This is a genomic window from Pseudomonas sp. 22082, from assembly GCF_052046055.1.
Classification (GTDB): domain Bacteria; phylum Pseudomonadota; class Gammaproteobacteria; order Pseudomonadales; family Pseudomonadaceae; genus Aquipseudomonas; species Aquipseudomonas pharyngis.
On record NZ_JBQEQB010000001.1, the window covers coordinates 86,364 to 108,758 of the forward strand.

General features: G+C 59.5%; 22 protein-coding genes. 16 read left to right on the forward strand and 6 right to left on the reverse strand.

All coding sequences use genetic code 11. The features are described 5' to 3' along the window. Positions 1-14 precede the first annotated feature (14 nt). Entirely contained in the window at positions 15-914 is a 900-nt protein-coding gene (gene lpxO / locus ACTJK9_RS00340) for a lipid A hydroxylase LpxO (protein ID WP_039768931.1), read from the reverse strand. A 392-nt stretch (positions 915-1,306) separates the two neighbouring features. On the opposite strand from lpxO, the gene ACTJK9_RS00345 reads away from it, so the two are divergent. Together ACTJK9_RS00345 and ACTJK9_RS00350 are read left to right on the forward strand one after the other, a co-directional pair. Beyond that, positions 1,307-2,893 carry an ABC-F family ATPase gene (locus ACTJK9_RS00345; protein WP_039768209.1) on the forward strand — a complete coding sequence of 529 codons (1,587 nt, stop codon included), beginning with the start codon at positions 1,307-1,309 and terminating at the stop codon, positions 2,891-2,893. A gap of 144 nt (positions 2,894-3,037) precedes the next feature. Further along, the gene (locus ACTJK9_RS00350; RefSeq protein ID WP_085611671.1) at positions 3,038-4,225 is read left to right on the forward strand and encodes an MFS transporter; all 1,188 of its coding nucleotides are present in this window, start codon (positions 3,038-3,040) and stop codon (positions 4,223-4,225) included. 4 nt (positions 4,226-4,229) lie between these two features. Here the strand turns inward: ACTJK9_RS00350 and ACTJK9_RS00355 are convergent, their stop codons facing one another. Continuing rightward, complete coding sequence (locus ACTJK9_RS00355; RefSeq protein ID WP_440811233.1) at positions 4,230-5,267, reverse strand: alpha/beta hydrolase family protein; 1,038 nt, start codon at positions 5,265-5,267, stop codon at positions 4,230-4,232. Between the two features lie 235 nt (positions 5,268-5,502). Then, on the reverse strand, positions 5,503-6,114 hold the full coding sequence (locus ACTJK9_RS00360; RefSeq protein ID WP_039768205.1) for an FMN-dependent NADH-azoreductase: 612 nt from the start codon (positions 6,112-6,114) through the stop codon (positions 5,503-5,505). Positions 6,115-6,241: 127 nt separating this feature from the next. Between ACTJK9_RS00360 and ACTJK9_RS00365 the strand changes: the two genes are divergently transcribed. Both ACTJK9_RS00365 and ACTJK9_RS00370 read left to right on the forward strand, forming a co-directional pair. Next, on the forward strand, positions 6,242-7,150 hold the full coding sequence (locus ACTJK9_RS00365) for a LysR substrate-binding domain-containing protein (RefSeq protein ID WP_440811236.1): 909 nt from the start codon (positions 6,242-6,244) through the stop codon (positions 7,148-7,150). Next, positions 7,147-7,506: an MmcQ/YjbR family DNA-binding protein gene (locus ACTJK9_RS00370; protein WP_085745773.1), complete on the forward strand. Its 360-nt coding sequence runs from the start codon at positions 7,147-7,149 to the stop codon at positions 7,504-7,506. The genes ACTJK9_RS00365 and ACTJK9_RS00370 overlap by 4 nt, the downstream gene beginning before the upstream one ends. On the opposite strand, the gene ACTJK9_RS00375 is transcribed toward ACTJK9_RS00370, so the two are convergent. Together ACTJK9_RS00375 and ACTJK9_RS00380 are read right to left on the reverse strand one after the other, a co-directional pair. Next, positions 7,503-7,931: a DUF1294 domain-containing protein gene (locus ACTJK9_RS00375; RefSeq protein WP_039768201.1), complete on the reverse strand. Its 429-nt coding sequence runs from the start codon at positions 7,929-7,931 to the stop codon at positions 7,503-7,505. The genes ACTJK9_RS00370 and ACTJK9_RS00375 overlap by 4 nt on opposite strands. Next, positions 7,928-8,758, reverse strand: coding sequence for an undecaprenyl-diphosphate phosphatase (locus ACTJK9_RS00380; RefSeq protein ID WP_440811237.1), 831 nt, complete (start codon positions 8,756-8,758; stop codon positions 7,928-7,930). Before ACTJK9_RS00380 ends, ACTJK9_RS00375 begins: the two co-directional genes overlap by 4 nt. 303 nt (positions 8,759-9,061) lie before the next feature. On the opposite strand from ACTJK9_RS00380, the gene ACTJK9_RS00385 reads away from it, so the two are divergent. From ACTJK9_RS00385 to ACTJK9_RS00425, 9 genes are all read left to right on the forward strand, one after another. Next, positions 9,062-10,696, forward strand: coding sequence for a methyl-accepting chemotaxis protein (locus tag ACTJK9_RS00385; RefSeq protein WP_064596384.1), 1,635 nt, complete (start codon positions 9,062-9,064; stop codon positions 10,694-10,696). 81 nt (positions 10,697-10,777) lie between these two features. After that, positions 10,778-11,341: a nicotinamide riboside transporter PnuC gene (gene pnuC, locus ACTJK9_RS00390; RefSeq protein WP_221399634.1), complete on the forward strand. Its 564-nt coding sequence runs from the start codon at positions 10,778-10,780 to the stop codon at positions 11,339-11,341. Then, the gene (locus tag ACTJK9_RS00395; RefSeq protein ID WP_221399633.1) at positions 11,338-11,862 is read left to right on the forward strand and encodes an AAA family ATPase; all 525 of its coding nucleotides are present in this window, start codon (positions 11,338-11,340) and stop codon (positions 11,860-11,862) included. Before pnuC ends, ACTJK9_RS00395 begins: the two co-directional genes overlap by 4 nt. A gap of 356 nt (positions 11,863-12,218) precedes the next feature. Then, positions 12,219-12,668, forward strand: a complete 450-nt coding sequence (locus ACTJK9_RS00400) for a hypothetical protein (RefSeq protein WP_064596378.1) — start codon at positions 12,219-12,221, stop codon at positions 12,666-12,668. Position 12,669: 1 nt separating this feature from the next. Continuing rightward, complete coding sequence (locus ACTJK9_RS00405; protein WP_221399632.1) at positions 12,670-13,242, forward strand: adhesin; 573 nt, start codon at positions 12,670-12,672, stop codon at positions 13,240-13,242. Positions 13,243-13,312: 70 nt separating this feature from the next. After that, complete coding sequence (locus tag ACTJK9_RS00410; protein ID WP_064596376.1) at positions 13,313-14,311, forward strand: hypothetical protein; 999 nt, start codon at positions 13,313-13,315, stop codon at positions 14,309-14,311. 62 nt (positions 14,312-14,373) lie between these two features. Next, positions 14,374-15,054 carry a C39 family peptidase gene (locus tag ACTJK9_RS00415; RefSeq protein WP_085611677.1) on the forward strand — a complete coding sequence of 227 codons (681 nt, stop codon included), beginning with the start codon at positions 14,374-14,376 and terminating at the stop codon, positions 15,052-15,054. Positions 15,055-15,097: 43 nt separating this feature from the next. After that, positions 15,098-15,844 carry a hypothetical protein gene (locus ACTJK9_RS00420; RefSeq protein ID WP_085611678.1) on the forward strand — a complete coding sequence of 249 codons (747 nt, stop codon included), beginning with the start codon at positions 15,098-15,100 and terminating at the stop codon, positions 15,842-15,844. Between the two features lie 45 nt (positions 15,845-15,889). Next, positions 15,890-17,194: a transporter gene (locus tag ACTJK9_RS00425; RefSeq protein WP_011334008.1), complete on the forward strand. Its 1,305-nt coding sequence runs from the start codon at positions 15,890-15,892 to the stop codon at positions 17,192-17,194. A gap of 80 nt (positions 17,195-17,274) precedes the next feature. On the opposite strand, the gene ACTJK9_RS00430 is transcribed toward ACTJK9_RS00425, so the two are convergent. After that, entirely contained in the window at positions 17,275-18,600 is a 1,326-nt protein-coding gene (locus ACTJK9_RS00430; protein ID WP_039768186.1) for a sigma-54 dependent transcriptional regulator, read from the reverse strand. A 346-nt stretch (positions 18,601-18,946) separates the two neighbouring features. Here ACTJK9_RS00430 and ACTJK9_RS00435 point away from each other — a divergent pair, with 346 nt between their 5' ends. The 3 genes from ACTJK9_RS00435 to nhaB all read left to right on the forward strand — a co-directional run bounded on the left by ACTJK9_RS00435 (position 18,947) and on the right by nhaB (position 22,364). Continuing rightward, the gene (locus ACTJK9_RS00435; RefSeq protein ID WP_440811240.1) at positions 18,947-19,213 is read left to right on the forward strand and encodes a hypothetical protein; all 267 of its coding nucleotides are present in this window, start codon (positions 18,947-18,949) and stop codon (positions 19,211-19,213) included. A gap of 284 nt (positions 19,214-19,497) precedes the next feature. Beyond that, complete coding sequence (locus ACTJK9_RS00440) at positions 19,498-20,787, forward strand: hypothetical protein (RefSeq protein ID WP_440811242.1); 1,290 nt, start codon at positions 19,498-19,500, stop codon at positions 20,785-20,787. 74 nt (positions 20,788-20,861) lie between these two features. Beyond that, on the forward strand, positions 20,862-22,364 hold the full coding sequence (gene nhaB / locus ACTJK9_RS00445) for a sodium/proton antiporter NhaB (protein WP_440811244.1): 1,503 nt from the start codon (positions 20,862-20,864) through the stop codon (positions 22,362-22,364). Positions 22,365-22,395 lie beyond the last annotated feature (31 nt).

Here is a 22,395-nt window from a genome sequence, read left to right on the forward strand (position 1 = left end):
AGTCGCCCGATTCGTCAGATCAGGATGAAGATCGCCAGCAGACCGCCGAAGATCGCCCACTTTTCCATGTAGTAGAGTTTGCGATTGCGCTTTTTCAGCTCTTTTCCGCGCAGGCGAATCTTGTAGATCTTGGTAAATAACCGGTTAATGCCACCGGTGCGGTCACCCGCATCGTTCGGCGCACCGGCCGCCGACATCACGGTGCGGCTGAACCAGCGGTTGAACGCCGCCGCCCAGCGATACTTCATCGGGCGCTCGATGTCACAGAACAGGATGATGCGGTTCTGGTCGGTGGTGTTTTCCGCGTAATGAATGAACGTCTCGTCGAACATCACCGCTTCGCCATCACGCCAGTGATAATTCTCGCCATCGACGTTGATGTAGCAACCGGCGTCGTTCGGCGTTTCCAGGCCAAGGTGATAGCGGTACGAACCGGCGTATGGGTCGCGGTGACGCACCAGTTTCGAGCCCGGCGGCAGCTCGGCGAACATCGCAGCCTTGATCGAGCCGATGCTCTGCACCAGTTCGGTGGTGCGCGGGCACAGTTGCAGCGCCGACGGGTGGCTGTCGCCGTACCACTTCAGGTAGAAACGCTTCCAGCCAGTCTTGAAGAACGAGTTGAAACCGACGTCGTCGTACTGGTTAGAGCGCTTGATCTCGCCGGCACGCAGCAGGTTACGACCTTCTTCACGGATTTCTTCCCAGTGGGTCTGCAACGGAGTCAGATCGGGAAAGTCCTTTGGATCAAGGTAAGGCGTGTTGGGCTTTTTCGAGAACAGATAAAGGAAGCAGTTGATCGGTGCCAGGAACGAGGAGTGATCGCTCAGTTGACGACCGAGTTTGTGGCGTACGCGACCGCGCAGGTGAACGTACGCAATGGAAATGACATATACAGCGGCAATGATGAGTTTCACGGAAATCGTCACACGTCAGAAGTGAACAAACTGCGCGCCTTTCGGGCTGTGGCCCAAGGTCTGTGGCAGTGGTCTGAAATCAAAAAAAACGTCCCGGTGGCGCATCCTTGAGCCCATGCCGGACAAGGCATTGGGTGAATGGATGGCATTTTAGCCACAGTTTGTAACCAATAGTGAACCTTCATCTGTGAAAAACTGTCTCGCGATAGCACCAACCGGCAATCGGAATGTCACCGCCCTATCGTTTAAAGAGCCAGACCAGTACAATCGCCGCCAAACTTTACGCGCCCCCCTTGGTTGATGACGGGATTGCCCCGCCTCAGCGCACTTCGACTCGGGCCAAGCGCTCCGGCTGCACCCTCGCTACTCAGCACGCTTCGCAGGAAAAACCTTTGATTTCTACAGCTAACATCACCATGCAGTTCGGCGCCAAGCCGCTGTTTGAAAACGTTTCGGTCAAATTCAACGGCGGCAACCGCTACGGCCTGATCGGCGCCAACGGTTGCGGCAAGTCGACCTTCATGAAGATCCTCGGCGGCGACCTCGAGCCGTCCGGCGGCCAGGTCATGCTGGAGCCTAATGTACGCCTGGGTAAATTGCGCCAGGATCAGTTCGCCTACGAAGAATTCACCGTGATCGACACGGTGATCATGGGTCACGAAGAGCTGTGGAAGGTCAAGGCCGAGCGCGACCGCATCTACTCGCTGCCGGAAATGAGCGAAGAAGACGGCATGGCCGTGGCCGAGCTGGAAACCGAGTTCGCCGAGATGGACGGCTATACGGCCGAATCCCGCGCCGGTGAACTGCTGCTGGGTCTGGGTATTCCGCTGGAACAGCATTTCGGCCCGATGACCGAAGTCGCGCCGGGCTGGAAACTCCGCGTTCTGTTGGCTCAGGCACTGTTCTCCGATCCGGAAGTGCTGCTGCTCGACGAACCGACCAACCATCTGGACATCAACACCATCCGCTGGCTGGAAACGATTTTGACGGCGCGTAACAGCACCATGATCATCATTTCCCACGACCGTCACTTCCTGAACAGCGTCTGCACCCACATGGCCGACCTGGACTACGGCGAGCTGCGTCTGTTCCCGGGCAACTACGACGAGTACATGACCGCGGCGACTCAGTCCCGCGAGCAACTGCTGTCGGACAACGCCAAGAAGAAAGCCCAGATTGCCGAACTGCAAACGTTCGTCAGCCGCTTCTCGGCCAACGCCTCGAAAGCCAAGCAGGCCACTTCCCGCGCCAAGCAGATCGACAAGATCCAGCTGGCCGAAGTCAAGCCATCGAGCCGCGTGAGCCCGTTCATCCGTTTCGAACAGACCAAGAAGCTGCACCGCCAGGCCGTGACCATCGAGCAGATGTCCAAGGGCTTCGACGGCAAGACCCTGTTCAAGAACTTCAGTTTCACCGTTGAAGCCGGCGAGCGCGTAGCCATCATCGGCCCGAACGGTATCGGCAAGACCACCCTGCTGCGCACGCTGATGGGCGAACTGACCCCGGACGCCGGTTCGGTGAAGTGGACCGAAAGCGCGGAGCTGGGCTACTACGCTCAGGACCACGCCCACGATTTCGAAGACGACGTCAGCCTGTTCGACTGGATGGGTCAGTGGACTCAGGGCGAACAAGTGATCCGTGGCACCCTCGGTCGCATGCTGTTCTCCAACGACGAGATCCTGAAGTCGGTGAAGGTGATTTCCGGTGGTGAGCAAGGTCGTATGCTGTTCGGCAAGCTGATCCTGCAAAAGCCGAACGTGCTGGTGATGGACGAACCGACCAACCACCTGGACATGGAGTCGATCGAGGCGCTGAACCTGGCGCTGGAAAACTATCCGGGCACGCTGATCTTCGTCAGCCACGACCGTGAGTTCGTATCGTCCCTGGCCACCCGCATCATCGAGCTGAGCCCGAACGGCGTGACCGACTTCAGCGGCACCTACGACGACTACCTGCGCAGCCAAGGCGTGGTGTTCTAAGTCGAATCGAGCGGTAAACAGAAAGCCCTGTCCTTGTGACAGGGCTTTTTTTTCGTCGAGGAAAAGATCGTTAGCCTGCTTCCTTTTAATCCAGCGCCACGCCATGATGCGGACTCTCCCACCGCCGCCCGCGAACGAGTCCTCATGTCTGCGCAGCAACAGCCACCGCAAAGCTCCATGGCGATCACCCTGCAGATCGTCTCCATCGTTTTCTATACCTTTATTGCCTTCCTCTGCATCGGCCTGCCGATTGCGGTGCTGCCCGGCTACGTGCACGAACAATTGGGTTTCAGTGCCGTGATCGCGGGGCTGGTGATCGGTTCGCAATACCTGGCTACCCTGCTCAGCCGGCCAATGGCCGGGCGCATGTCGGACACCATCGGCACCAAACGGGCGATTGTTTATGGTTTGTCGGGGATTGTGCTCAGCGGTGTGCTGACGCTGGTTTCGACGTTGCTGCAGAGCTTGCCGCTGTTGAGCCTGTCGATCCTGATTGTCGGGCGCCTGTTGCTGGGGATTGCCCAGGGCCTGATCGGCGTCGGCACCATCAGTTGGTGCATGGGCCAGGTCGGTGCCGAACACACCGCGCGCTCGATTTCGTGGAACGGCATCGCGTCCTATGGCGCGATTGCCATTGGCGCGCCGTTGGGCGTGGTGATGGTCGCCGACTATGGCTTCGAAAGCCTTGGCATTGCGCTGTCGCTACTCGCGGCCGGCGCCTTGCTGCTGATCCGCAATAAGCCCTCGGTGCCGGTGGTACGCGGTGAACGCCTGCCGTTCTGGGCGGTGTTCGGACGGATTGCGCCGTTCGGCGCCAGTCTGAGCCTGGCGTCGATTGGCTATGGCACGCTGACCACCTTCATCACCCTGTATTACCTCAATCGCGGCTGGAGCGGCGCTGCGTATTGCCTGACGGTGTTCGGTGTGTGTTTCATCCTTTCGCGGCTGCTGTTCATTTCCGCCATCGGCCGTTTTGGCGGATTCACCTCGGCGATTGCCTGCATGACCATCGAAACTGTCGGCCTGGTCATGCTGTGGCTGGCGCCCTCGACCGCGTATGCCTTGGTCGGCGCCGGTCTGGCCGGGTTCGGCCTGTCGCTGGTATACCCCGCGCTGGGCGTCGAGGCGATCAAGCAGGTGCCCAACTCCAGTCGTGGCGCCGGGTTGAGTGCTTATGCGGTGTTTTTCGATCTGGCGCTGGCGATTGCCGGGCCGTTGATGGGCGCGGTGGCGCTGAATCTGGGCTATTCGTGGATTTTCTTCAGTGCGGCGCTGCTGTCCGTGACCGGACTGGGATTGACCTTGCTGCTCAAGCGCCGGGCCATGGCGTAAACGCTCACTGATCCGCCGTCTGCATCCCCGCGCGGGTCGGCCTGCCCAAGGCATGGGAGAAGAACCGTCCGGCCTCGGAAATCAGGTTGCGGTGGATGTCTTCTCGATCGACCCCGTCCGCGTCGGTGCACAGCGCCGGCATCGCCCGGATCTGCTCTTCATTGCATGGCGCCATGAACACGAAGTGCCCTGCCCCGGCCAGCAATTTGAAGTCGGGTGCGGTCGGCAGCTTGCGCGCCAGGGCGGCAGCGTTTTTATCGAAGGCCACCAGTTTGTCGCCATCACCGCTGTAGAGCAGCACCGGCACATGCACATCAGCCAAAGTGTGACGACCAAACTTCAGGCTCAGCGGCGCCATCAGCAGCAACGCATGCACGCGCGGATCGGCCACCGGTTGCAGATCGTCGCGGTCGACAATCAGCTCGCCCTGGGTGTTGCAGGCGTCGCGGTCGTCCGGGCGCTCCTGGCAGTAACGGCGCAGGCGATCCAGATCCGGCTGCGCGCCGGACAGAATCAACGCCGTTTCGCCGCCCGCCGAATAGCCGATTACGCCAACCTGCTCGGCGTTCACGTACGGCGCGAGCATGCGGTCGCCCAGCGTGGCGGTAATGGCTTCGGAAATCTGGATCGGCCGGCCGTAGAGATTGCTCAACGTGCCGAGGCGGCTGTGATCCTTGGAGTTATCGCCGGGGTGAATCACCGCCACCACCACGAACCCCTTGCGTGCCATTGACGTAGCCAGGTCGTGCAGCGCCAGCGGCGTGCCGGTGTTGCCGTGAGAGAGCATCAGCATCGGGAAACGGCCGATGGCGACTTTGGTGTCTTTGCCGGCCTCGACCGAATAGCCTTCGAGCAGGCTCAGGTGTTCGCGGTCGCTGGAGGGATAGAACGCGATGGCGCGCATCGGTTGCAGGTCGAGCGGATCGAGGAATGTCATCTCGTGATAGCCGACGCTCCAGCGCGGGTGCTGCCCGGGCGCAGCGTGCACTGAATTCAGGCTGCCGAGCAGGCAAATCAGTAACGCTGCACAAAGACGCATCATGGGATGCCCCACCCTGTTGTTACTCAATCGAAAGATCCGTTGTGTTCGACGCCCGAAAATCCGAAATTCGGTAACCCGGCGCGGCGTTGCACTCAGACGTTGATCATCAGACTGCATAACCCGGGCCAGATTATGTAACAGTCAGAAACAAAAAACTCCGTATCTGGCCCTTGCGGAACCAGAATACAGAGTTTTTGGAGATTTGCCTGAACAGGAGCTGTTCTTTACGCAAGCCTTACGCGGCGGCGAACAGCTGCTCGCTGATCTTCGCCTGAGCGGCGCTCATGGCGTTGTTGCGCACTTCTTCACCGTAGGCCAGGCCTTCGGCACGCACGACTTCGATGTCGGTGATGCCGAGGAAGCCAAAGACCAGTTTCAGGTAGTCTTCGTGTGCCACGCCCGAAGCTTGACCGGCGTGGATGCCGCCAGCGGTGGAAACGATCACTACTTTCTTGCCGCCGCACAGGCCTTCAGGGCCGGCTTCGGTGTAACGGAAGGTCTGGCCGGCGACGGCGATGCGGTCGATCCAGGCTTTGAGCTGGGTCGGCACGGTGAAGTTGTACATCGGTGCAGCGACGACGATGGCGTCAGCGGCGATGAATTCGGCCAGGGTGGTGGCGCTCAGTTCGGCTTCGTGCTGTTGTGCGGCGTTGCGCAGTTCAGCGGTGGTGCCGGCGGCAACCAGGGTGGTCGACGAGAAGTGGCTGATGGCATCAGCGGCCAGATCGCGGTAGGTCACAACAGCGCTTGGCTCGGCGGCTTGCCAGGCTTTAGTGACTTGACTGCTCAGCTGACGGGAAGCGGAGTTGTCGCCCAGAATGCTCGAATCGATGTGCAGCAGTTTCATGTGGAATCTCCTGGAATGAATCGCCGGTGGCGACGGAATGGAGACAATCCTACCGACGAAACCAATAGCTGATTAGACGGCAACAATGCGATAGTTTGTCCCACTGATAGAACAGTCGGATTTCCCCATGCAAGACCTCAACGATCTCTACTATTTCGCCAAAGTGGTGGAGGCTGGCGGTTTCGCCGCCGCCGGCCGCTTGCTCGGCATTCCCAAGTCACGCCTGTCGCGGCGCATCGCCGAGCTGGAAGAACGCCTTGGCGCACGTTTGCTGCAACGCACCACCCGCCAATTGAAGCTGACGGCGGTCGGCGAACGCTATCTGCGTCACTGTCAGGCCATGCTGCTGGAAGCGGAAATGGCCGATGAAACAGTGGCCAGCATGTCCAGCGAGCCTCGCGGACGCTTGCGGGTTTCCAGTCCCACGGGGCTGGCCCATGAAATGCTCCCGGTGGTGATCAGCAATTTCCTTGGCAAATATCCTCAGGTGCAACTGGAAGTCACCCTGATCAATCGACGGGTCGACCTGATCACCGAAGGCATCGACGTGGCCCTGCGCGTGCGCGAACACGGCGATGAAGAACCGATGCTGGTGACCCGCCGCCTGCGTCAGGCGCAGATGGTGGTGGTCGCAAGCCCTTCCCTTATACAGGGCGTGGAAATCAATCATCCGCAGGACTTGAAGAACCTGCCGGTGCTGGGCGCCCTGGAGGCCGATCGCATGGTGCATGTGCGCCTGCTCGATCAGCACGGCAAGAGTTGCGATCTGGCGCTGGAGGCACGACTGGGCATCGACGACTTCATCGTGCGCAAGGCCTGTGTGCTGGCCGGCCAGGGTTTCACCCTGCTGCCGATGATGTATTGCGAAACGGAACTGAACAACGGCACGCTGGTGCAGTTGTTGCCTGATTGGTCACTGCCCGGCGGCTGGCTGCAAGCGGTGTATCCGCATCGGCGCGGGGTGATGCCGGCGGTGCGCGCATGGATCGATCATCTGGTCGAATCGTTCAATGCCTGTGGAGAACGGCTGTTATGAAACAAGGAAAGATGAGCGAACAGGATGTCGCGGACTTCTGCCTGGCCCTGCCCGGTGCCAGGGAAGACTACAAATGGGGTGGCGTGCGGGTGTTTTCGATTGCTGGCAACAAGATGTTCGCCTTGCAGGGACTGCGCGGTGATTCGCTGGCGTTCAAGGTCGACAAGGACCTGTTTCTCGGTCATTGCGACCGGCCGGGCATTCACCCGGCGCCGTACCTTGCCCGGGCGCAATGGATCATCATGCACCCGCCCTACCCGCTGGGCGCCGAGGAACTGCAAGGCTTGCTGCAGCGTTCCCACCAACTGGTGGTCAGCAAGCTGCCCAAGCGCGTGCAGGTCGGGCTGCTGCTTTAGAACAACGCCAGGAGGTTCGAACCGAGAAACAACTGATCGATCCAGAACACCTGATGCAAAGCCACAATCATCCAGAACAACACCTGAAACGACACCTTGCGCGTCTTGTGCCGGAACACCTGCTGGGCGATCAACGCGCCCGGCCAGCCACCGGCCAGTTCCACCGCGTGCAGGATGTTTTCCGGTGTGCGCCAGGCGTCGGCGCGCGCCTTGCGCTTGTCCGCCCAGTACAGGAAAAACGCCAGCACGCTGACCAGCCCGTAAGCCGTCAGCGGTACCAGGGAAATCCCGCGCAGCCACATCGACAATGAGCCGAACAGTGGCAACGCGCAGACGATCAGCAGCACCACCAGTTTCAATTTCAAGTGCTGGATATTGCCACCGGAAGGACCGCGATCCGGGCGGCGTGCGCGGGAGTCGCTCATGGCTTGGCTGCCGTCCAGTCGACCCAGCCGAACTGCCACGTTGCCAGAATCACCAGACCGAAGACGATCCGGTACCAGGCAAACGCCGCATAGCTGTGGCTGCCGATGAACTTGAGCAGGCCGCGCACCGCGATCATCGCGAAGATGAACGCGGTGACGAAACCGATGGCGAAGACCGGGAAGTCCGCCGGTACGAACAGGTCGCGGTACTTATAGCCCGAATACACCGCCGCACCGACCATGGTCGGCATCGCCAGGAAGAACGAGAACTCGGTGGCGGTCTTGCGCGACAGGCCGAACAACAGGCCGCCGATGATGGTCGAGCCGGAGCGCGAAGTGCCGGGGATCATCGCCAGGCACTGGGCGAAGCCGATCTTCAGCGCATCCGTCCAGCGAATCTCGTCGACCGTTTCGGCGTGCACTTCATGCTGACGCTGCTCGGCCCACAACATCACGATGCCGCCCACCACCAGCGCGGCGGCCACGGTGATCGGGTTGAACAGGTAGTGGTGAATCAAGTCGGCGAAGACCACACCCAGCACCACGGCGGGCAGGAAGGCGATCAGCAGGTTGGCGGTGAAACGCCGCGCACTTGGCTGGGTCGGCAGGCCAATGACCACGTTGAGAATCTTGCGTCGGAATTCCCAGACCACCGCGAGAATCGCACCAAGCTGGATGATGATGTTGAACGCCATGGCCCGCTCGCCTCCGAAATCGAGCAAGTCGGCAACAATGATCTGGTGTCCGGTACTGGAAATGGGCAAAAACTCCGTCAGCCCCTCTACAACTCCTAGAATCAGTGCCTGCAAGGCCGTCCAAAGATCCATCAATCCCCCAGAGAGCGATGCACAGAGGCATGCCCCGATAGTATTTTTTACGTTCACTGCGTTCAGCGTAGCTGGTTAAAGCTGTACCGATTCCGCGCGCACAGGATCCACACGAAACAGTCAAAATTCCGTGAAAAATCAATTTCGATTCAGGTTTTCACGCGCGGGGCCGAAATCCTAACAGACAAGCCGTAATAGCGCTGCCGCGTTCTACGACTTGGGTCGCGTATGCCCGGTCACCGAAACGTGGTTGGATGCTGGCGGTGGTTTATTACAAGAAAAAGAATCCGGAGTGACAGCGTTATGAACAGCTTGCGCAGTGTGTCGATCAGCCGACGCTTGTGGCTCATCTTGATTGTGGCCGTGGTCATGCTGTTGACGTTGGGCGTGTTGATGCTCAAGCAGATCCATGATGACCTCTACCACGCCAAGGCCCAGAAAACCCAGCATGTGGTGCAGACCGCCAGCGGTTTGCTGACTTACTACCAAGGCCTCGAAGCCGCAGGAACCCTGACACGCGATGTGGCACAGAAACAGGCGCTGACCGCGATCCGTGGCCTGCGCTATGACCAGAACGACTATTTCTGGATCAACGACCTCACGCCCGTGATGGTCATGCACCCGACCAATCCCAAGCTCGAAGGCCAGAACCTCTCGGCGATCCGCGACCCGGACGGCTTTGCGGTGTTCAACGAAATGGTCGCCATCGCCAAGGCCAAGGGCGCCGGCATGGTCGACTATCGCTGGCCCAAGCCCGGTGCCAGTGAACCGGTGGCCAAGACCTCTTACGTGAAATTGTTCGAGCCATGGGGTTGGGTCATCGGTTCGGGCGTGTACGTCGACGACGTGCAGGCGGAGTTCCAGGATCAGGTGATCAAGGCATCCGTGGTCGGACTGGTTATCGCGGTGATCATGGCGCTGCTGGTGATTCTGATTGCCCGCAGCATCGTTCGTCCGTTGCAGGAAACCGTGAACGCCATGGCCAACATCGCCAGCGGCGAAAGCGATCTGACCCGGAGCCTCGACACCCACGGCCAGGACGAAGTCACTCAGTTGGCGCATCACTTCAATGCCTTCACCGCCAAACTGCGCCGGGTGATCGGGGACTTGCAGCTATCCGCCAGTGCATTGGGCCAATCGTCCAGCGAGCTGGGCAACGATGCTGCGCAGGCCCAGCAACGCAGCCAGCAGCAGTCGCAGCAGATGGAGCTGGTAGCCACTGCCGTCAACGAAGTGACCTACGGCGTACAGGACGTGGCGAAGAACGCCGAACACGCCGCCAGCGAAATGCGTGACGCCGAAGCCCAGGCCCAGCAGGGCCAGATCAACATCGACGGCAGCCTGCAACAGATCGACAAGCTCTCCGGCACCATCGATCAAGCGGTGGAAGTCATCCGCACGCTGGCGACTGAAAGCACACAGATCGGCAGCGTGCTGGAGGTGATCCGCTCGATCGCCGAGCAGACCAACCTGCTGGCCCTCAACGCCGCCATTGAAGCGGCTCGGGCCGGCGAACAGGGTCGCGGTTTTGCAGTGGTGGCCGACGAAGTGCGTTTGCTGGCGCAGCGTACGCAGAAGTCCACGGCGGAAATCCAGACGATGATCGAACGCCTGCAAAACCACTCCGAAGCCGCCGTGAAGGTGATCGGCGACAGCAGCAAGGCTTCGCAGCTGACCATCGAACAGGCCGGCCTGGCCAGTGCGAGCCTGAATGCCATCGGCCAGGCCCTGCGCAACCTCAATGGTCTGAACGCCTCGATTGCCAGCGCAACGCTGCAACAGGCGCACGTGGTCGAAGACATCAACCAGAACGTTACCCAGGCGGCGGGCTTGTCTCACAGCACGGCACTGGCGGCCGAGCAGTCGAGCGTGGCGAGTGTGAAACTCGGCCAGCTCAGCGAACAACTGAACGGGCTGCTGCGCCAGTTCCGCGTCTGATCCCTGCAACAGGTGGGAACTCGTTTCCCACCTGTTTTTCGGTACAATCCGCTCCCTTCCCAACTCCCCCAAGGATCCTGCATGTCCGGGCTAGAACTGTTTGCCGCCGCCCTCGGCGTGATCGCCGTGTGGCTCACGGTCAAACAGAATCCGTGGTGCTGGCCGATCGGACTGGTCATGGTGTCGCTCTACACCTGGGTTTTCCTCGAAGTGAAACTGTATTCGGACATGCTGCTGCAGGTCGTGTATGCCGGGCTGCAAATCTATGGCTGGTGGCAATGGACGCGGGCCGGGACGATGCATGACGGGCGTGAAGTCAGCCGGCTCGACAATCGCTCGATTGCGCAGGGCCTGGCCATCGGTGCGGTCGGCAGTCTGCTGCTGGGCGCGGCCATGGCCCATTGGACCGACGCGGCGCAACCGTGGCTCGACGCAGCGCTGACCGGTTTCAGCCTGGTCGCGCAATTCTGGATGGCCCACAAACGCCTGCAATGCTGGGCGCTGTGGTTCGTGCTGGATGTGATCTTCGTCGGACTGTTCCTCTATAAAGGGCTGTACCTCACGGCGGCGCTGTATGCCCTGTTCACCCTGATCGCGGTGCAAGGCTGGCGCGAATGGCGTGCCGATCCGGCGTTGCAACGATGAAAGTGATTGTCCTGACCGGTCCCGAGTCTACGGGCAAGAGCTGGCTGGCGGCCGGGATTCAACAGCAGTTCGGCGGTTTGCGGGTGGACGAATATGTGCGCTGGTTCATCGAGCAGAACCCTCGGGATACCTGCCTGGCCGACGTCCCCGAGATCGCGCGCGGCCAGTTGCAATGGGAAGACGCAGCACGCGCGCAGCAGCCGCGCCTGTTGATTCTCGACACGCATCTGCTGAGCAACATGCTGTGGAGCCAGACGTTATTCGGCGAGTGCCCGCCCTGGCTGGAAACCGAGTTGCTGGCCCGTCATTACGACCTGCACTTGCTGCTCTCCCCGGAGCAGATCGAATGGACGGACGACGGTCAGCGCTGCCAGCCCGACTTGAGCGAACGGCTCGCGTTCTATCAGGCCACCCGAACCTGGCTGGAAACCCATCACCAACCCTTGCAGATCATTCAGGGCAACTGGCTCGAGCGCCAGCAGCAAGCCTTCGACGCGGTGCACACCCTGCTCGCGGGCTGACCCGATTTGCGGGGTGTTTGACCCGCTGTATCCCCCTGTTTTGGGGGAAAGTGTCCATTCCTGAAACACTCCTTCAGGTGCAAAGTGCCCGTCTCAAGGCCCTTCATCCCTTTGTCATCCGACTTGTTACGCCACTGAAACACCTGCGCGCAAACCCTTGGTCCAGAGCTTTGCACTGTCTTTAACGGGTTGCGCAGGCAGTGTTTTGTTTCATCGATGAAACAGCTGTTGTATCAGCCCCACGCTCAATCCACTCAACACATTGAAACTCAAAGACATTTCAAAAGCGGCACAGCTTTCGCTCTCTCCTTCACAACGCTGAACAGGCTCAGCCCACTGAAGAAGGAATTGCCGCCGTGGGGAATATCAAAAAAGCCTTTACCTGCCTTCTGCTGATCGGATCAGCCGCCAGCCCGTTTCTCAGTTTCAACGTTCAGGCCGAAGGCAATGGCGTGATCGTGCTCAATCGTGATGTCCAGCCGATCCCGATCGGCCGCAGCGGTGGCAAAGACCCCTATCCCACCACCGTCAATGCCAACCCGTCTGCCCGCATCAATTCGACGCTCAGCAATACCGAACTCAGTGATGGTGACTTTGCCCGTGTAGCCAGCGGCTCTTCCATTCGCGGCAACATCAACACCCCCAGCTCGAACCTGCCCGGCATGAACAACCTGACCAACCAGAACGGCCTGCCCGGCATGAGTGGTGGTCATGGCGGCGGTGCCGGCAGCTCGATTTCCAATACCGTAAACCGCGCGATGAGTTCCGGTCTCGCTCCGTTGACCCGCATGGCTGGAGGTCAGTGACATGAATCGTTCCCTGCTCCTGCTTGCCCTGCTCGGCTGCTCCAGTGTGATGGCCGATCCCAGCGCTGTGAACAACGCGAACATTCAAGACTCCGGTGCTCAATACCGCGGCAACTTCAACGTCAACCAGGCCGCTGGCGATCAGATGCAGCAGGCCAACGTCAAGGCGATTGCCATTGGCACCGAGTCCCACGCCAAGACCAGCGTGCAGCAGAAAATCGACACCCCCGCCGACCGCTCGATCAACGCGAGCGCCAACATCGGCGGCACCTCTTTCAGTAACGGCAACGGGATCCTTGGCGTGAACCAGGGCGCCGGGGCCAACAACCAGATGGCCAACGTCACGCGCGTCAGCATCAGTGCTGGCCCGCAGGCCGTTGACGATAGCGCCCTTTCCCAACAGAACGTGGCGTTGTTACCGAGCTCAGGAGCAACTGGCACCTCACCCGGCAGTCGCCAGGTCACGACAAGTGATCAGGCCTTCACCGGCAGCCGAGGGGTAATCCAGGTGAACCAGAGTGCCGGGGTGGGGAACCGAATGGCTAACACCCTGAGCATCCGGGTCGCTGACTGACCCAAACAACAAAAGCAGTGCAATTAGAAAGTACCAACACTTAACCAACTAATAAGCACGGAGAAACACCATGAAACCTACAATGGCCCTCAAACCACTGGTTTTCGCACTCGCAGCAGTGATGGCAATCGCAGCACAGGCAGGCGGTCGTGATGATGATCACGGTCATGGTAACGGGCACGGCAACGGTCATGGCAACCATGGTCCGAAAGGCCCAACCCTGGAACAACTGCTGCAAATTACCGCCGGCGCCGGCGCTGCAGTGCTCGATGCACAAAACAGCGATGGCAACGTGGTGAAAAACCAGGGCACCGTCAACAATGCCAACGCCAGTGACTCGCTCAATGGCTCTAACGGCAACATGGGCGCCAACGTTGCAGCCGGTGACGGCAACCAACAAGACAACGCCGCGGCCCTGGCTACTGCCGACGAAAGCTTCATCTTCGGCACCGCTGTTGCTGCCTCGAGTGCCACTCAAGTCAACAACAACAACTATGTGAAAAACTCGTCCACCTTCAATAACGCCACGCTCAACAATGCAGGCAACAATGGTTCCGGCAACATCGGTATCAACGTGACCTCCGGCAACTTCAACCAACAGAAAAACAACCTGGCAATCGCCGTATCGGGTGGTCGTGTAGCCACTGCCGCTGCTGCTGCCAACCAGTCCTCCACTGGCCTGGTCGTCGACAACAAAGGCGTGCAGACCTACAAAAAAGACACCCTTACCGGTACCTTCGCAGCCGCTGGCGTGTTCAAGGCCAAAGGCACTGCGACCATCGAAGACGATGACCACCACGGTGGTTATGGCAATCGTGGCGGCGGCCACGGCGGCAACGATGACCAGAAAGCCAAGTTCGAAGCCGTCGGTACCTTTGGCCTCGCTGGCGTCACCACTCAGCAAGTGCTGACCAAAGATGGCTGGAAAGCACCTGTTGTGAACAATGCCAACATGACCAACTCGATGAACAACTTCTCCGGCAACGGCGGAGCCAACGTCTCGGCGGGTGTGGGCAACCAACAAAGCAACTCGCTGTCCATCGCCGCAGGTTGCAAAGCCTGCATGTAATCGCGATCGAAACGAAAGCCCCGGAAACGGGGCTTTTCCTCAGTCCCAAAGGCGTATCGATCATGCGTAAGACTGCCCTCCTCGCTCTGCTTTGCTTCTGCGGCCTGACCCAGGCTGCCCAGATGCCTGTTGCTGCCCTGCCTGGCGGCACGCTCGTCTACAAGAACGTGCAAAGCATTCGTGAGCGCAAGTTTGCCGACATCGTCGAACAGAAAACCGACTTCAGCTGCGGCGCCGCCGCACTGGCAACGGTATTGCGCCAGGCTTATTGGCTCGACGTCGATGAAGAGCACATCATCAAAGGCATGCTGGTCAACGCTGACCAGGACCTTGTTCGTACTCAAGGTTTCTCCATGCTCGACATGAAGCGCTACATAGAAAGCATCGGCATGCGCGCCAGGGGCTACAAGATCCCACCGGAAAAACTCGACGCAGTCACGATCCCGGTGGTGGTACTGATGGAAATTCGCGGCTACAAGCATTTCGTGGTGATGCAGCGGGCGGACAAGGATTGGGTTTACATCGGAGACCCGGTTTTAGGACACAAACGCTACTCCCATGATGACTTTGTCAAAGGTTGGAACGGCATTGTCTTTGCCATCGTCGGCCCCGGATACGACAAGACCAATGCATTGCGCAGTCCTCCGGTACCGCTGACAGCCAAAAACACGCTGGATGCTTTCAACCCGGTCAAAGATGCTGAATTGATGGACTTCGGGTTCATACAGAGCGACTTCTTTTAATCGCCGATTACAAGAGTGGGGCTGGATGTCCCGGGAGCAGCAGATGAAAACCTCATACTGGCTGGCCGCCGCCTGCCTGGCAGCGAGCGCGTCAGGCTATGCCAATGCAGGATTCAAACCCATTGAAATCAAGGACCAGGAGCTCGCGGAGCTACGCGGTCGCTACGTCATGCCGGGCCGGATCATCAGTTTCGGCATCGTCATGAGCAGTACCTGGCGCAATGCCAGTGGAGATCTGATTGGGGCAGCCGCCTCGATGCAACTCCAGGCAGCAACGGTCAAACCCGAATTCTACGTCTCGACCATCAAGGAACACGGCAACGGCAGTACCCCGGAACTGGGCACTGGTTCGGTCGTTGGCGGTGCGGGACTCAACTCCAGCCAGGGTGTGACGCAGAGTGTGCGCGCCGCTGGCGACGGCAACTCCGCCTACAACAACGTTGCGATCAACGTCAAAGAAGCCAGCCAGGCACCTGCACTGATGCCTGCACAAGGCCAGGCCTTGATGGCCGGCCAGACCATTTCCGGCAGCAACGGTGCCGGCAGCGTCGCGGTTTCAGCCACAAATGGCGGTGTGCAAATGGCCATTCAGGCCTCCGGCAATCAGGGGACAGCCTTGCAACAGGTCGCCCAGGGCGGACTGCTGCAAAATACCCGCTTGCTGGGTAACGCGAACGTAGTCAACAACCTGACCCAACTCAACGTTGTCCTGAACAATAACGGCATGACTGCCGGCGCACTGGACTGCAACCTGACTCAACTCAGGGCACTACGCAACATCGGATATTGAACTACGCTGAGTCTCGATCATTGGGCTTAAAGGGACGGCTTATTCATGTATCGATCAGTATCACTGCGTGCTGCTGTATGTTTGAGTACTCTTCTACCCGCGGCAATGTTGCAAGCTGCACCCGACGCCGATGTAGAAGCCCTGAAACAGGAACTTCTGGAGCTTAAGCAACGATACGAAGTACAACAGAAAGCCCTGGCGGTGCTCGAACAGCGAGTCCGCCAGGTCGAAGAGCAACCCGCTTCTCCACCCCCAAAACGCTTGGCCAAATCGCCTTCGGACATGAAAGGCAACCGGGTGGCTGCGGGGACTGGGGCTGCAGCAGCGTCGGGGGGCGCCGCCGGGGGCAGTGGCGCGTCCTATGGCCAGTCGCTGGCCGACGATTCGCAACCGGCACAGAGCGTGTCCAACCTGTACGACGAAGCCAGCGGATTCTTTGGCGGTGGCAAGTTCAGCTTTGAAACCGGCGTGACCTATTCGCGCTATGACACCCGCCAGCTGATTCTCAACGGCTTCCTCGCCCTGGACTCGATTTTTCTCGGCAACATCAACCTCGACCGGATCAAGGCCGACACCTGGACCCTCGACCTGACGGGCCGCTACAACTTCGACAACCGCTGGCAGTTCGACCTGAACGTACCGGTGGTCTACCGTGAATCGACCTATCAGTCCGGTGGCGGCAACGGCGGCGCCTCCAACGTCACCACCGAACAGGACGTAAGCCGCGATCCGACTCTGGGCGACGTCAACTTCGGCATTGCGTACAAGTTCCTGGACGAGTCGGTCAACACCCCGGACGCCGTGGTTTCCTTGCGGGTCAAGGCGCCTACCGGCAAGGATCCGTTCGGGATCAAGCTGCGCCAGACCGATGCCAACTCGAACCTGTTCGTGCCTGACACCCTGCCCACCGGCAACGGCGTCTGGTCGATCACACCGGGCATCTCGCTGGTCAAGACGTTTGACCCGGCCGTGCTGTTCGGCAGCCTGTCCTACACCCATAACTTCGAGGAATCGTTCGACGACATCAGTTCGACCGTCAACCAGAAAAACCCGGGCAAGGTCCGCATCGGCGACAGCTTCCAGATCGGCGCGGGTGTTGCCTTCGCACTGAACGAGAAGATGAGTATGTCGTTCTCTGTCTCGGACCTGGTGCAACGCAAGAGCAAGCTGAAACAGGATGGCGGGGATTGGGAATCGGTGGTGTCCAGCGACGCCAACGCCGGTTACTTCAACGTCGGCATGACCATCGCGGCCACCGACAACCTGACTATCGTGCCCAACCTGTCCATCGGCATGACGGACGATGCTCCGGACTTCTCCTTCAGCCTGAAATTCCCGTACTACTTCTAACCGCAATACCATAAAAAGACCCGCTGCGATGCAAGTCGCAGCGGGTCTTTTCAGCTTCCCTGTCCAGGAAACACCGCGCCCTAGCGGATCTGGTGCTTGTGCAGCAAACGGTAGAAGGTCGGCCGGGAGACTCCCAGCACTTTGGCGGCAACACTGAGGTTGTCACTGTGGCGGTTCAATACATCGCAAAGGGCCTGGCGTTCGGCGCGGGTCTTGTAGTCTTCAAGGGTGCCCATGGGTGCCGCGATCGACTGCTGGCTGATCAGCCCCAGGTCACGGGCCTCGATCTGCCGTCCTTCGGCCAGCACCAGCCCCCGACGCACGCGGTTGGCCAGTTCGCGGACATTGCCCGGCCAGTCGTGCTTGCCCATGGCAATCAGCGCATCTTCACTGAAGCTGCGCGGACGACGGCCGGTTTCGTGACTGTAGAAATGGGAAAAATGGTTGGCCAGCATCGACAGATCGCCGTGGCGCTCGCGTAACGGCGCGGTCACTACTTGCAGCACATTGAGCCGGTAGTACAAATCCTCACGAAAGCGCTTCTTCTCGATGGCGGCCTCAAGGTCGACGTGAGTCGCTGCCAACACCCGCACATCAACCGGGATCGGTTGACTGCCGCCGACCCGTTCAATGTGTTTTTCCTGAAGAAAGCGCAACAGATTGGCTTGCAGTTCCAGTGGCAGATCGCCGATTTCATCGAGAAACAAGGTGCCGCCGTTGGCTGCTTCGATACGTCCGACCTTGCGCTGATGGGCGCCGGTGAACGCGCCTTTCTCGTGGCCGAACAGCTCGGACTGGATCAAATGTTCGGGAATTGCCCCGCAGTTGATCGCCACGAAAGGTTTGCTGTGGCGCTGCGACTGCCGGTGCAGGGTCCGGGCGACGAGTTCTTTACCGGTCCCGCTTTCTCCGCGAATAAGCACTGGCGACTCGGTGGGGGCCAGTTTACTCAGCAGTTTGCGCAGCTCGCGGATCGGTTTGCTGTCGCCCAGCAGCTCGTGCTCCGGCTGATCGACATGAATCGTGCCCTGGCCACGCAGGCGCGCCATGCCGAACGCGCGACCGAGGGTGACCTGCACCCGGGAGACGTCGAACGGCAAGGTATGGAAATCGAAAAACCATTCGCAGACGAAGTCGCCGACGTTCTGCAAGCGCAGCACTTCCTGATTCAACACGGCGATCCATTCGGTGCCGCTGCGGCTGATCAGTTCTTTGACGGCTTCGGGACGTTCCAGGTGAAAAGGCTGTAAACGCAGCAAGCCGACATCGCAGCTTCGGTCGGCGGCATTTTCCAGGCTGCAACTGTCGACGTCCCAACCCACGGCACGCAAACCCGGCAACAATCGGTGACAGTCGTCGCACGGGTCGACGACCAGTAAACGTCGTAATGCAGGCGCTTCGTTCATGACTGTTCCTTGGCGCCAAATTTTAGGAAATGATCGTAAAAACAGTCATTTGGCGAACCTGACTGTTACATTAGCAAGAATTTGACGGGGCCTTGTATCGATTGCTTATAGGTGTACAAGTGAAGCAGTTATAAGAAAGCGCTTTATTAGTTAGCTATCGACTTGATTCTTTCGCCAGGCTTTCAAAAACCGGTCGGAATATTGAAGGTATGAAAGAAATTCGAAATTTCTTCAAATTCGGTGTGACCTGCCAACGGGTTGCGTGCATCAGTACAAGTAACTCGCCGAACGGTAAGCCCAACCGACGGCACATCACTTGACTGGGCACTTAAAGAGAGAAGACCCCATGACCGCCCCGCTCCGTATCAACGAAGCTCTTTTGATTGCCAACCGCGCATTTGAACCGTTTCAATGCGTCGCCTGGGCCCCACAAGATGGCAATGGCGAACTTTGCCTCACCGTGATCGACCGCACCAACTCCCACATCGGTCGCACCCAGATCCCAAGCAGTGCCTACTCTGATCCAGCGCAACTTGAACACCTGTTGCAACAAGCCCGCGCCGAACTGAGCGAAGAAGGCTATACGTTTCAATCCTGGTCGATGCCACACTGATAGTTACGGGTAATGCGGATGACGCTCAAGTCATCCGCCCTCTTCTGTTAGTTGCCAATCTTTTTCCAACTTCAGTCTTTTGTACAACTTTCCTCGATACTTTCGCGCCTGAATACTTGGCAGGCTTGCGACTGGTTCAAAAAGACACTGTTCTGGCACAGTGCGACTCTCCACCTGTTAGTTCTGTCAGTTGTACTTGCGCGTATTCAGGGATTGAATGTCTCGCTCATGCAGTTACCCGTTCCGCCTCCCGGAAATCGGTCGACTCGCAAGGAGAAGCATGCATGTCAACCCAGACCGCCATCGCGTTGCCGACGCTAGCGAAAAACGCCGGACAACTCGACAAAACTTTTTCCAGTAATGGCGTGGCGCAGGTTTACTTCGCCGGCAGTACGTCCAGCCTGACCCAGAGCGTGGCACTTGATGCGCAAGGTCGGATTCTGGTCGCCGCCAAAGTCGGCACGGCTCAGGGCAACTGCTTCGGTCTGGCCCGCTTGCTCGGGGACGGATCGGCGGACCTTGGTTTCGGCAATCAAGGCAGCGTGATCGGCCGGTTCGCCAGCGGATTCGAAGCGACGGGCAGCAAGGTTCAGGTCTTGCCCGACGGGCGGATTCTGCTGGCAGGCCTGCACTATGAATCGGAACACTGCACCCTTCCCGCCCTGGCCCTGTTCGACGCCCAAGGCCGGCCTGACCCGGATTTCGGCGACAACGGCCGGCAAATCGTTCGCTTGCCCGGCGACCTGTCCATGGGCACCCGCGACGCCTGGTTGCCGCCGGGCGTTCCGGGCGCCGAAGCCTGCGATTTTGCGGTGCAACCGGACGGACGTATCCTGTTGATCGCCAACCATCACTTCGAACTGGCCGATCACGTCGGCATGCTGATCCGCCTCACACCCGATGGCAGACTCGACCCGTCGTTCAACGGTCGCGGCTTCGTCATGGTTCGCCACTTGCTGCTCAATACCTGGCTCGGCAGCGTGCTGCTGCAAGGAGACGGAAGAATCGTGGTGGCCGGCTCCATCGATTTCCCACAGGAAGGTCTGCTCGCCCGCTACCTGCCGGACGGCCAGCTCGATGAACGTTTTGCGGTGGACGGCTTCATGGCCTTCAAAGTCCAGGGGCACAGTGCACTGGTCAATCAGGTCATCCAGTCGGCGGAGCATTTGCATTGTTTTGGCAGCAGCCGCGATCCGATTCGATGCATGGCGCAGTCTGTCCATGGCAACGGCCGCCCTGACCTGCACTGCAACGGTGGTCAACCGCATTTGCTGGAAATCGGCTCCAGCGGCTGCCAGTGGAGCGCGGCGCAGGTAATGCCGGACGGACGCATGATCGCGGTTGGCGCGACGATCGGCGGTGTTGAAGCCGATTTCATCGTCGCCCGCTATCTGGCCAACGGCAGCCTTGATCGAAGCTTCGGTTCCGGGAATGGCTGGTTGCGCACGCGACTGGGGCGCAGCCTCGATACGGCCACCTCGGTGGCGATACAGCCTGACGGGGGAATTCTGGTGGGCGGCTATTCGCTGGATGGCAACTACCGTGCAATGGTGGCGCGGTATCTGAATCACTGATGCGAATCCGACTGCACTTGATCTTGCCCATCGCTTACGGCAACTTGCGCGCTTCTTAATACAAGGAGCAACCAATGTCCGGTTCGATGGCCCAGGCGTTCGCGCACAACTTTCTCGAGCATTCACCCCGCTGGTACAAGGCGTGCATCGTCGGGTTTCTGCTGCTCAATGCGCTGGTGCTGTGGACTGTCGGCCCGGTCGCGGCCGGCTGGTTGCTGGTGATCGAGTTCATTTTCACCTTGGCCATGGCGCTCAAGTGCTACCCGCTGATGCCCGGCGGCTTGCTGCTGATCGAAGCGCTGCTGCTGAAGATGACCACGCCCCAGGCGCTGTACGAAGAGCTGCAGCACAATTTCCCGGTGATTCTGCTGCTGATGTTCATGGTCGCCGGCATTTACTTCATGAAAGACCTGCTGCTGTTCCTGTTCTCGCGCCTGCTGCTGGGCGTGCGTTCAAAGGCACTGCTGGCCCTGATGTTCTGTTTTCTGTCGGCATTTCTTTCGGCGTTTCTCGACGCGCTGACCGTCACCGCAGTGATCATCAGCGCCGCCGTCGGCTTCTATTCGGTTTACCATCGGGTGGCTTCCGGCAACGACCCGCGCCAGGACAGCGAATTCAGCGATGACCGGCATCTGCCCCAACTGCATCACGAGGATCTGGAACAGTTTCGCGCCTTCCTGCGCAGCCTGCTGATGCACGGCGCGGTCGGCACCGCACTGGGCGGTGTCTGCACCCTGGTGGGCGAACCGCAGAATCTGTTGATCGGCCACGAAATGGGTTGGCACTTCGCCGAGTTTTTTCAGAAGGTCGCGCCGGTGTCGCTGCCGGTGCTGGTCGCGGGACTGGTGACCTGCCTGTTGCTGGAGAAACTTCGCTGGTTCGGCTACGGCACGCTGCTGCCGGACAACGTACGTGCAGTGCTCGCCAACTACGCCGCCGAAGACAACGCCGAACGCACGCCACGCCAACGCGCCGCCCTGTTGGTACAAGGCTGCGCTGCGCTGATCCTGATTGCCGGGCTGGCGTTCCATATTGCGGAAGTCGGGTTGATCGGCCTGATGGTGATTGTGTTGATCACTGCATTCACCGGGATCACCGACGAGCACCGACTGGGCAGCGCATTCAAGGACGCCATGCCGTTCACCGCGCTGCTGGTAGTGTTTTTCGCCGTGGTGGCGGTGATTCACGACCAACAACTGTTTGCGCCACTGATTCAATGGGTGCTGGCACTGCCGGCGGAGCAGCAACCGGGGATGCTGTTCATCGCCAACGGTTTGCTGTCGGCGATCAGTGACAACGTGTTCGTCGCCACGATCTACATCACCGAAGTGAAACAGGCGTTCCTGTCCGGACATATGAGCCGCGAACATTTCGAGACGCTGGCGATTGCGATCAACACCGGCACCAACCTGCCGAGCGTGGCGACGCCCAATGGTCAGGCGGCGTTTCTGTTTCTGCTGACGTCGGCGATTGCGCCGCTGGTGCGGTTGTCTTACGGGCGGATGGTGTGGATGGCGTTGCCTTACACCGTGGTGATGGGATTGCTTGGCTGGTATGCCGTGAGTTACTGGCTGTAAAAACAACAACGGGAGCCGAAAAGGCTCCCGT

Bases quoted from the DNA above. Each gene is read 5' to 3' on its own strand.
- ACTJK9_RS00350 (WP_085611671.1), top strand. From the start codon at position 3,038: ATGTCTGCGCAGCAACAGCCACCGCAAAGCTCCATGGCGATCACCCTG.
- ACTJK9_RS00355 (WP_440811233.1), bottom strand. From the start codon at position 5,267: ATGATGCGTCTTTGTGCAGCGTTACTGATTTGCCTGCTCGGCAGCCTG.
- ACTJK9_RS00360 (WP_039768205.1), bottom strand. From the start codon at position 6,114: ATGAAACTGCTGCACATCGATTCGAGCATTCTGGGCGACAACTCCGCT.
- ACTJK9_RS00365 (WP_440811236.1), top strand. From the start codon at position 6,242: ATGCAAGACCTCAACGATCTCTACTATTTCGCCAAAGTGGTGGAGGCT.
- ACTJK9_RS00370 (WP_085745773.1), top strand. From the start codon at position 7,147: ATGAAACAAGGAAAGATGAGCGAACAGGATGTCGCGGACTTCTGCCTG.
- ACTJK9_RS00375 (WP_039768201.1), bottom strand. From the start codon at position 7,931: ATGAGCGACTCCCGCGCACGCCGCCCGGATCGCGGTCCTTCCGGTGGC.
- ACTJK9_RS00380 (WP_440811237.1), bottom strand. From the start codon at position 8,758: ATGGATCTTTGGACGGCCTTGCAGGCACTGATTCTAGGAGTTGTAGAG.
- ACTJK9_RS00385 (WP_064596384.1), top strand. From the start codon at position 9,062: ATGAACAGCTTGCGCAGTGTGTCGATCAGCCGACGCTTGTGGCTCATC.
- pnuC (WP_221399634.1), top strand. From the start codon at position 10,778: ATGTCCGGGCTAGAACTGTTTGCCGCCGCCCTCGGCGTGATCGCCGTG.
- ACTJK9_RS00395 (WP_221399633.1), top strand. From the start codon at position 11,338: ATGAAAGTGATTGTCCTGACCGGTCCCGAGTCTACGGGCAAGAGCTGG.
- ACTJK9_RS00405 (WP_221399632.1), top strand. From the start codon at position 12,670: ATGAATCGTTCCCTGCTCCTGCTTGCCCTGCTCGGCTGCTCCAGTGTG.
- ACTJK9_RS00410 (WP_064596376.1), top strand. From the start codon at position 13,313: ATGAAACCTACAATGGCCCTCAAACCACTGGTTTTCGCACTCGCAGCA.
- ACTJK9_RS00415 (WP_085611677.1), top strand. From the start codon at position 14,374: ATGCGTAAGACTGCCCTCCTCGCTCTGCTTTGCTTCTGCGGCCTGACC.
- ACTJK9_RS00420 (WP_085611678.1), top strand. From the start codon at position 15,098: ATGAAAACCTCATACTGGCTGGCCGCCGCCTGCCTGGCAGCGAGCGCG.
- ACTJK9_RS00425 (WP_011334008.1), top strand. From the start codon at position 15,890: ATGTATCGATCAGTATCACTGCGTGCTGCTGTATGTTTGAGTACTCTT.
- ACTJK9_RS00430 (WP_039768186.1), bottom strand. From the start codon at position 18,600: ATGAACGAAGCGCCTGCATTACGACGTTTACTGGTCGTCGACCCGTGC.
- ACTJK9_RS00435 (WP_440811240.1), top strand. From the start codon at position 18,947: ATGACCGCCCCGCTCCGTATCAACGAAGCTCTTTTGATTGCCAACCGC.
- ACTJK9_RS00440 (WP_440811242.1), top strand. From the start codon at position 19,498: ATGTCAACCCAGACCGCCATCGCGTTGCCGACGCTAGCGAAAAACGCC.
- nhaB (WP_440811244.1), top strand. From the start codon at position 20,862: ATGTCCGGTTCGATGGCCCAGGCGTTCGCGCACAACTTTCTCGAGCAT.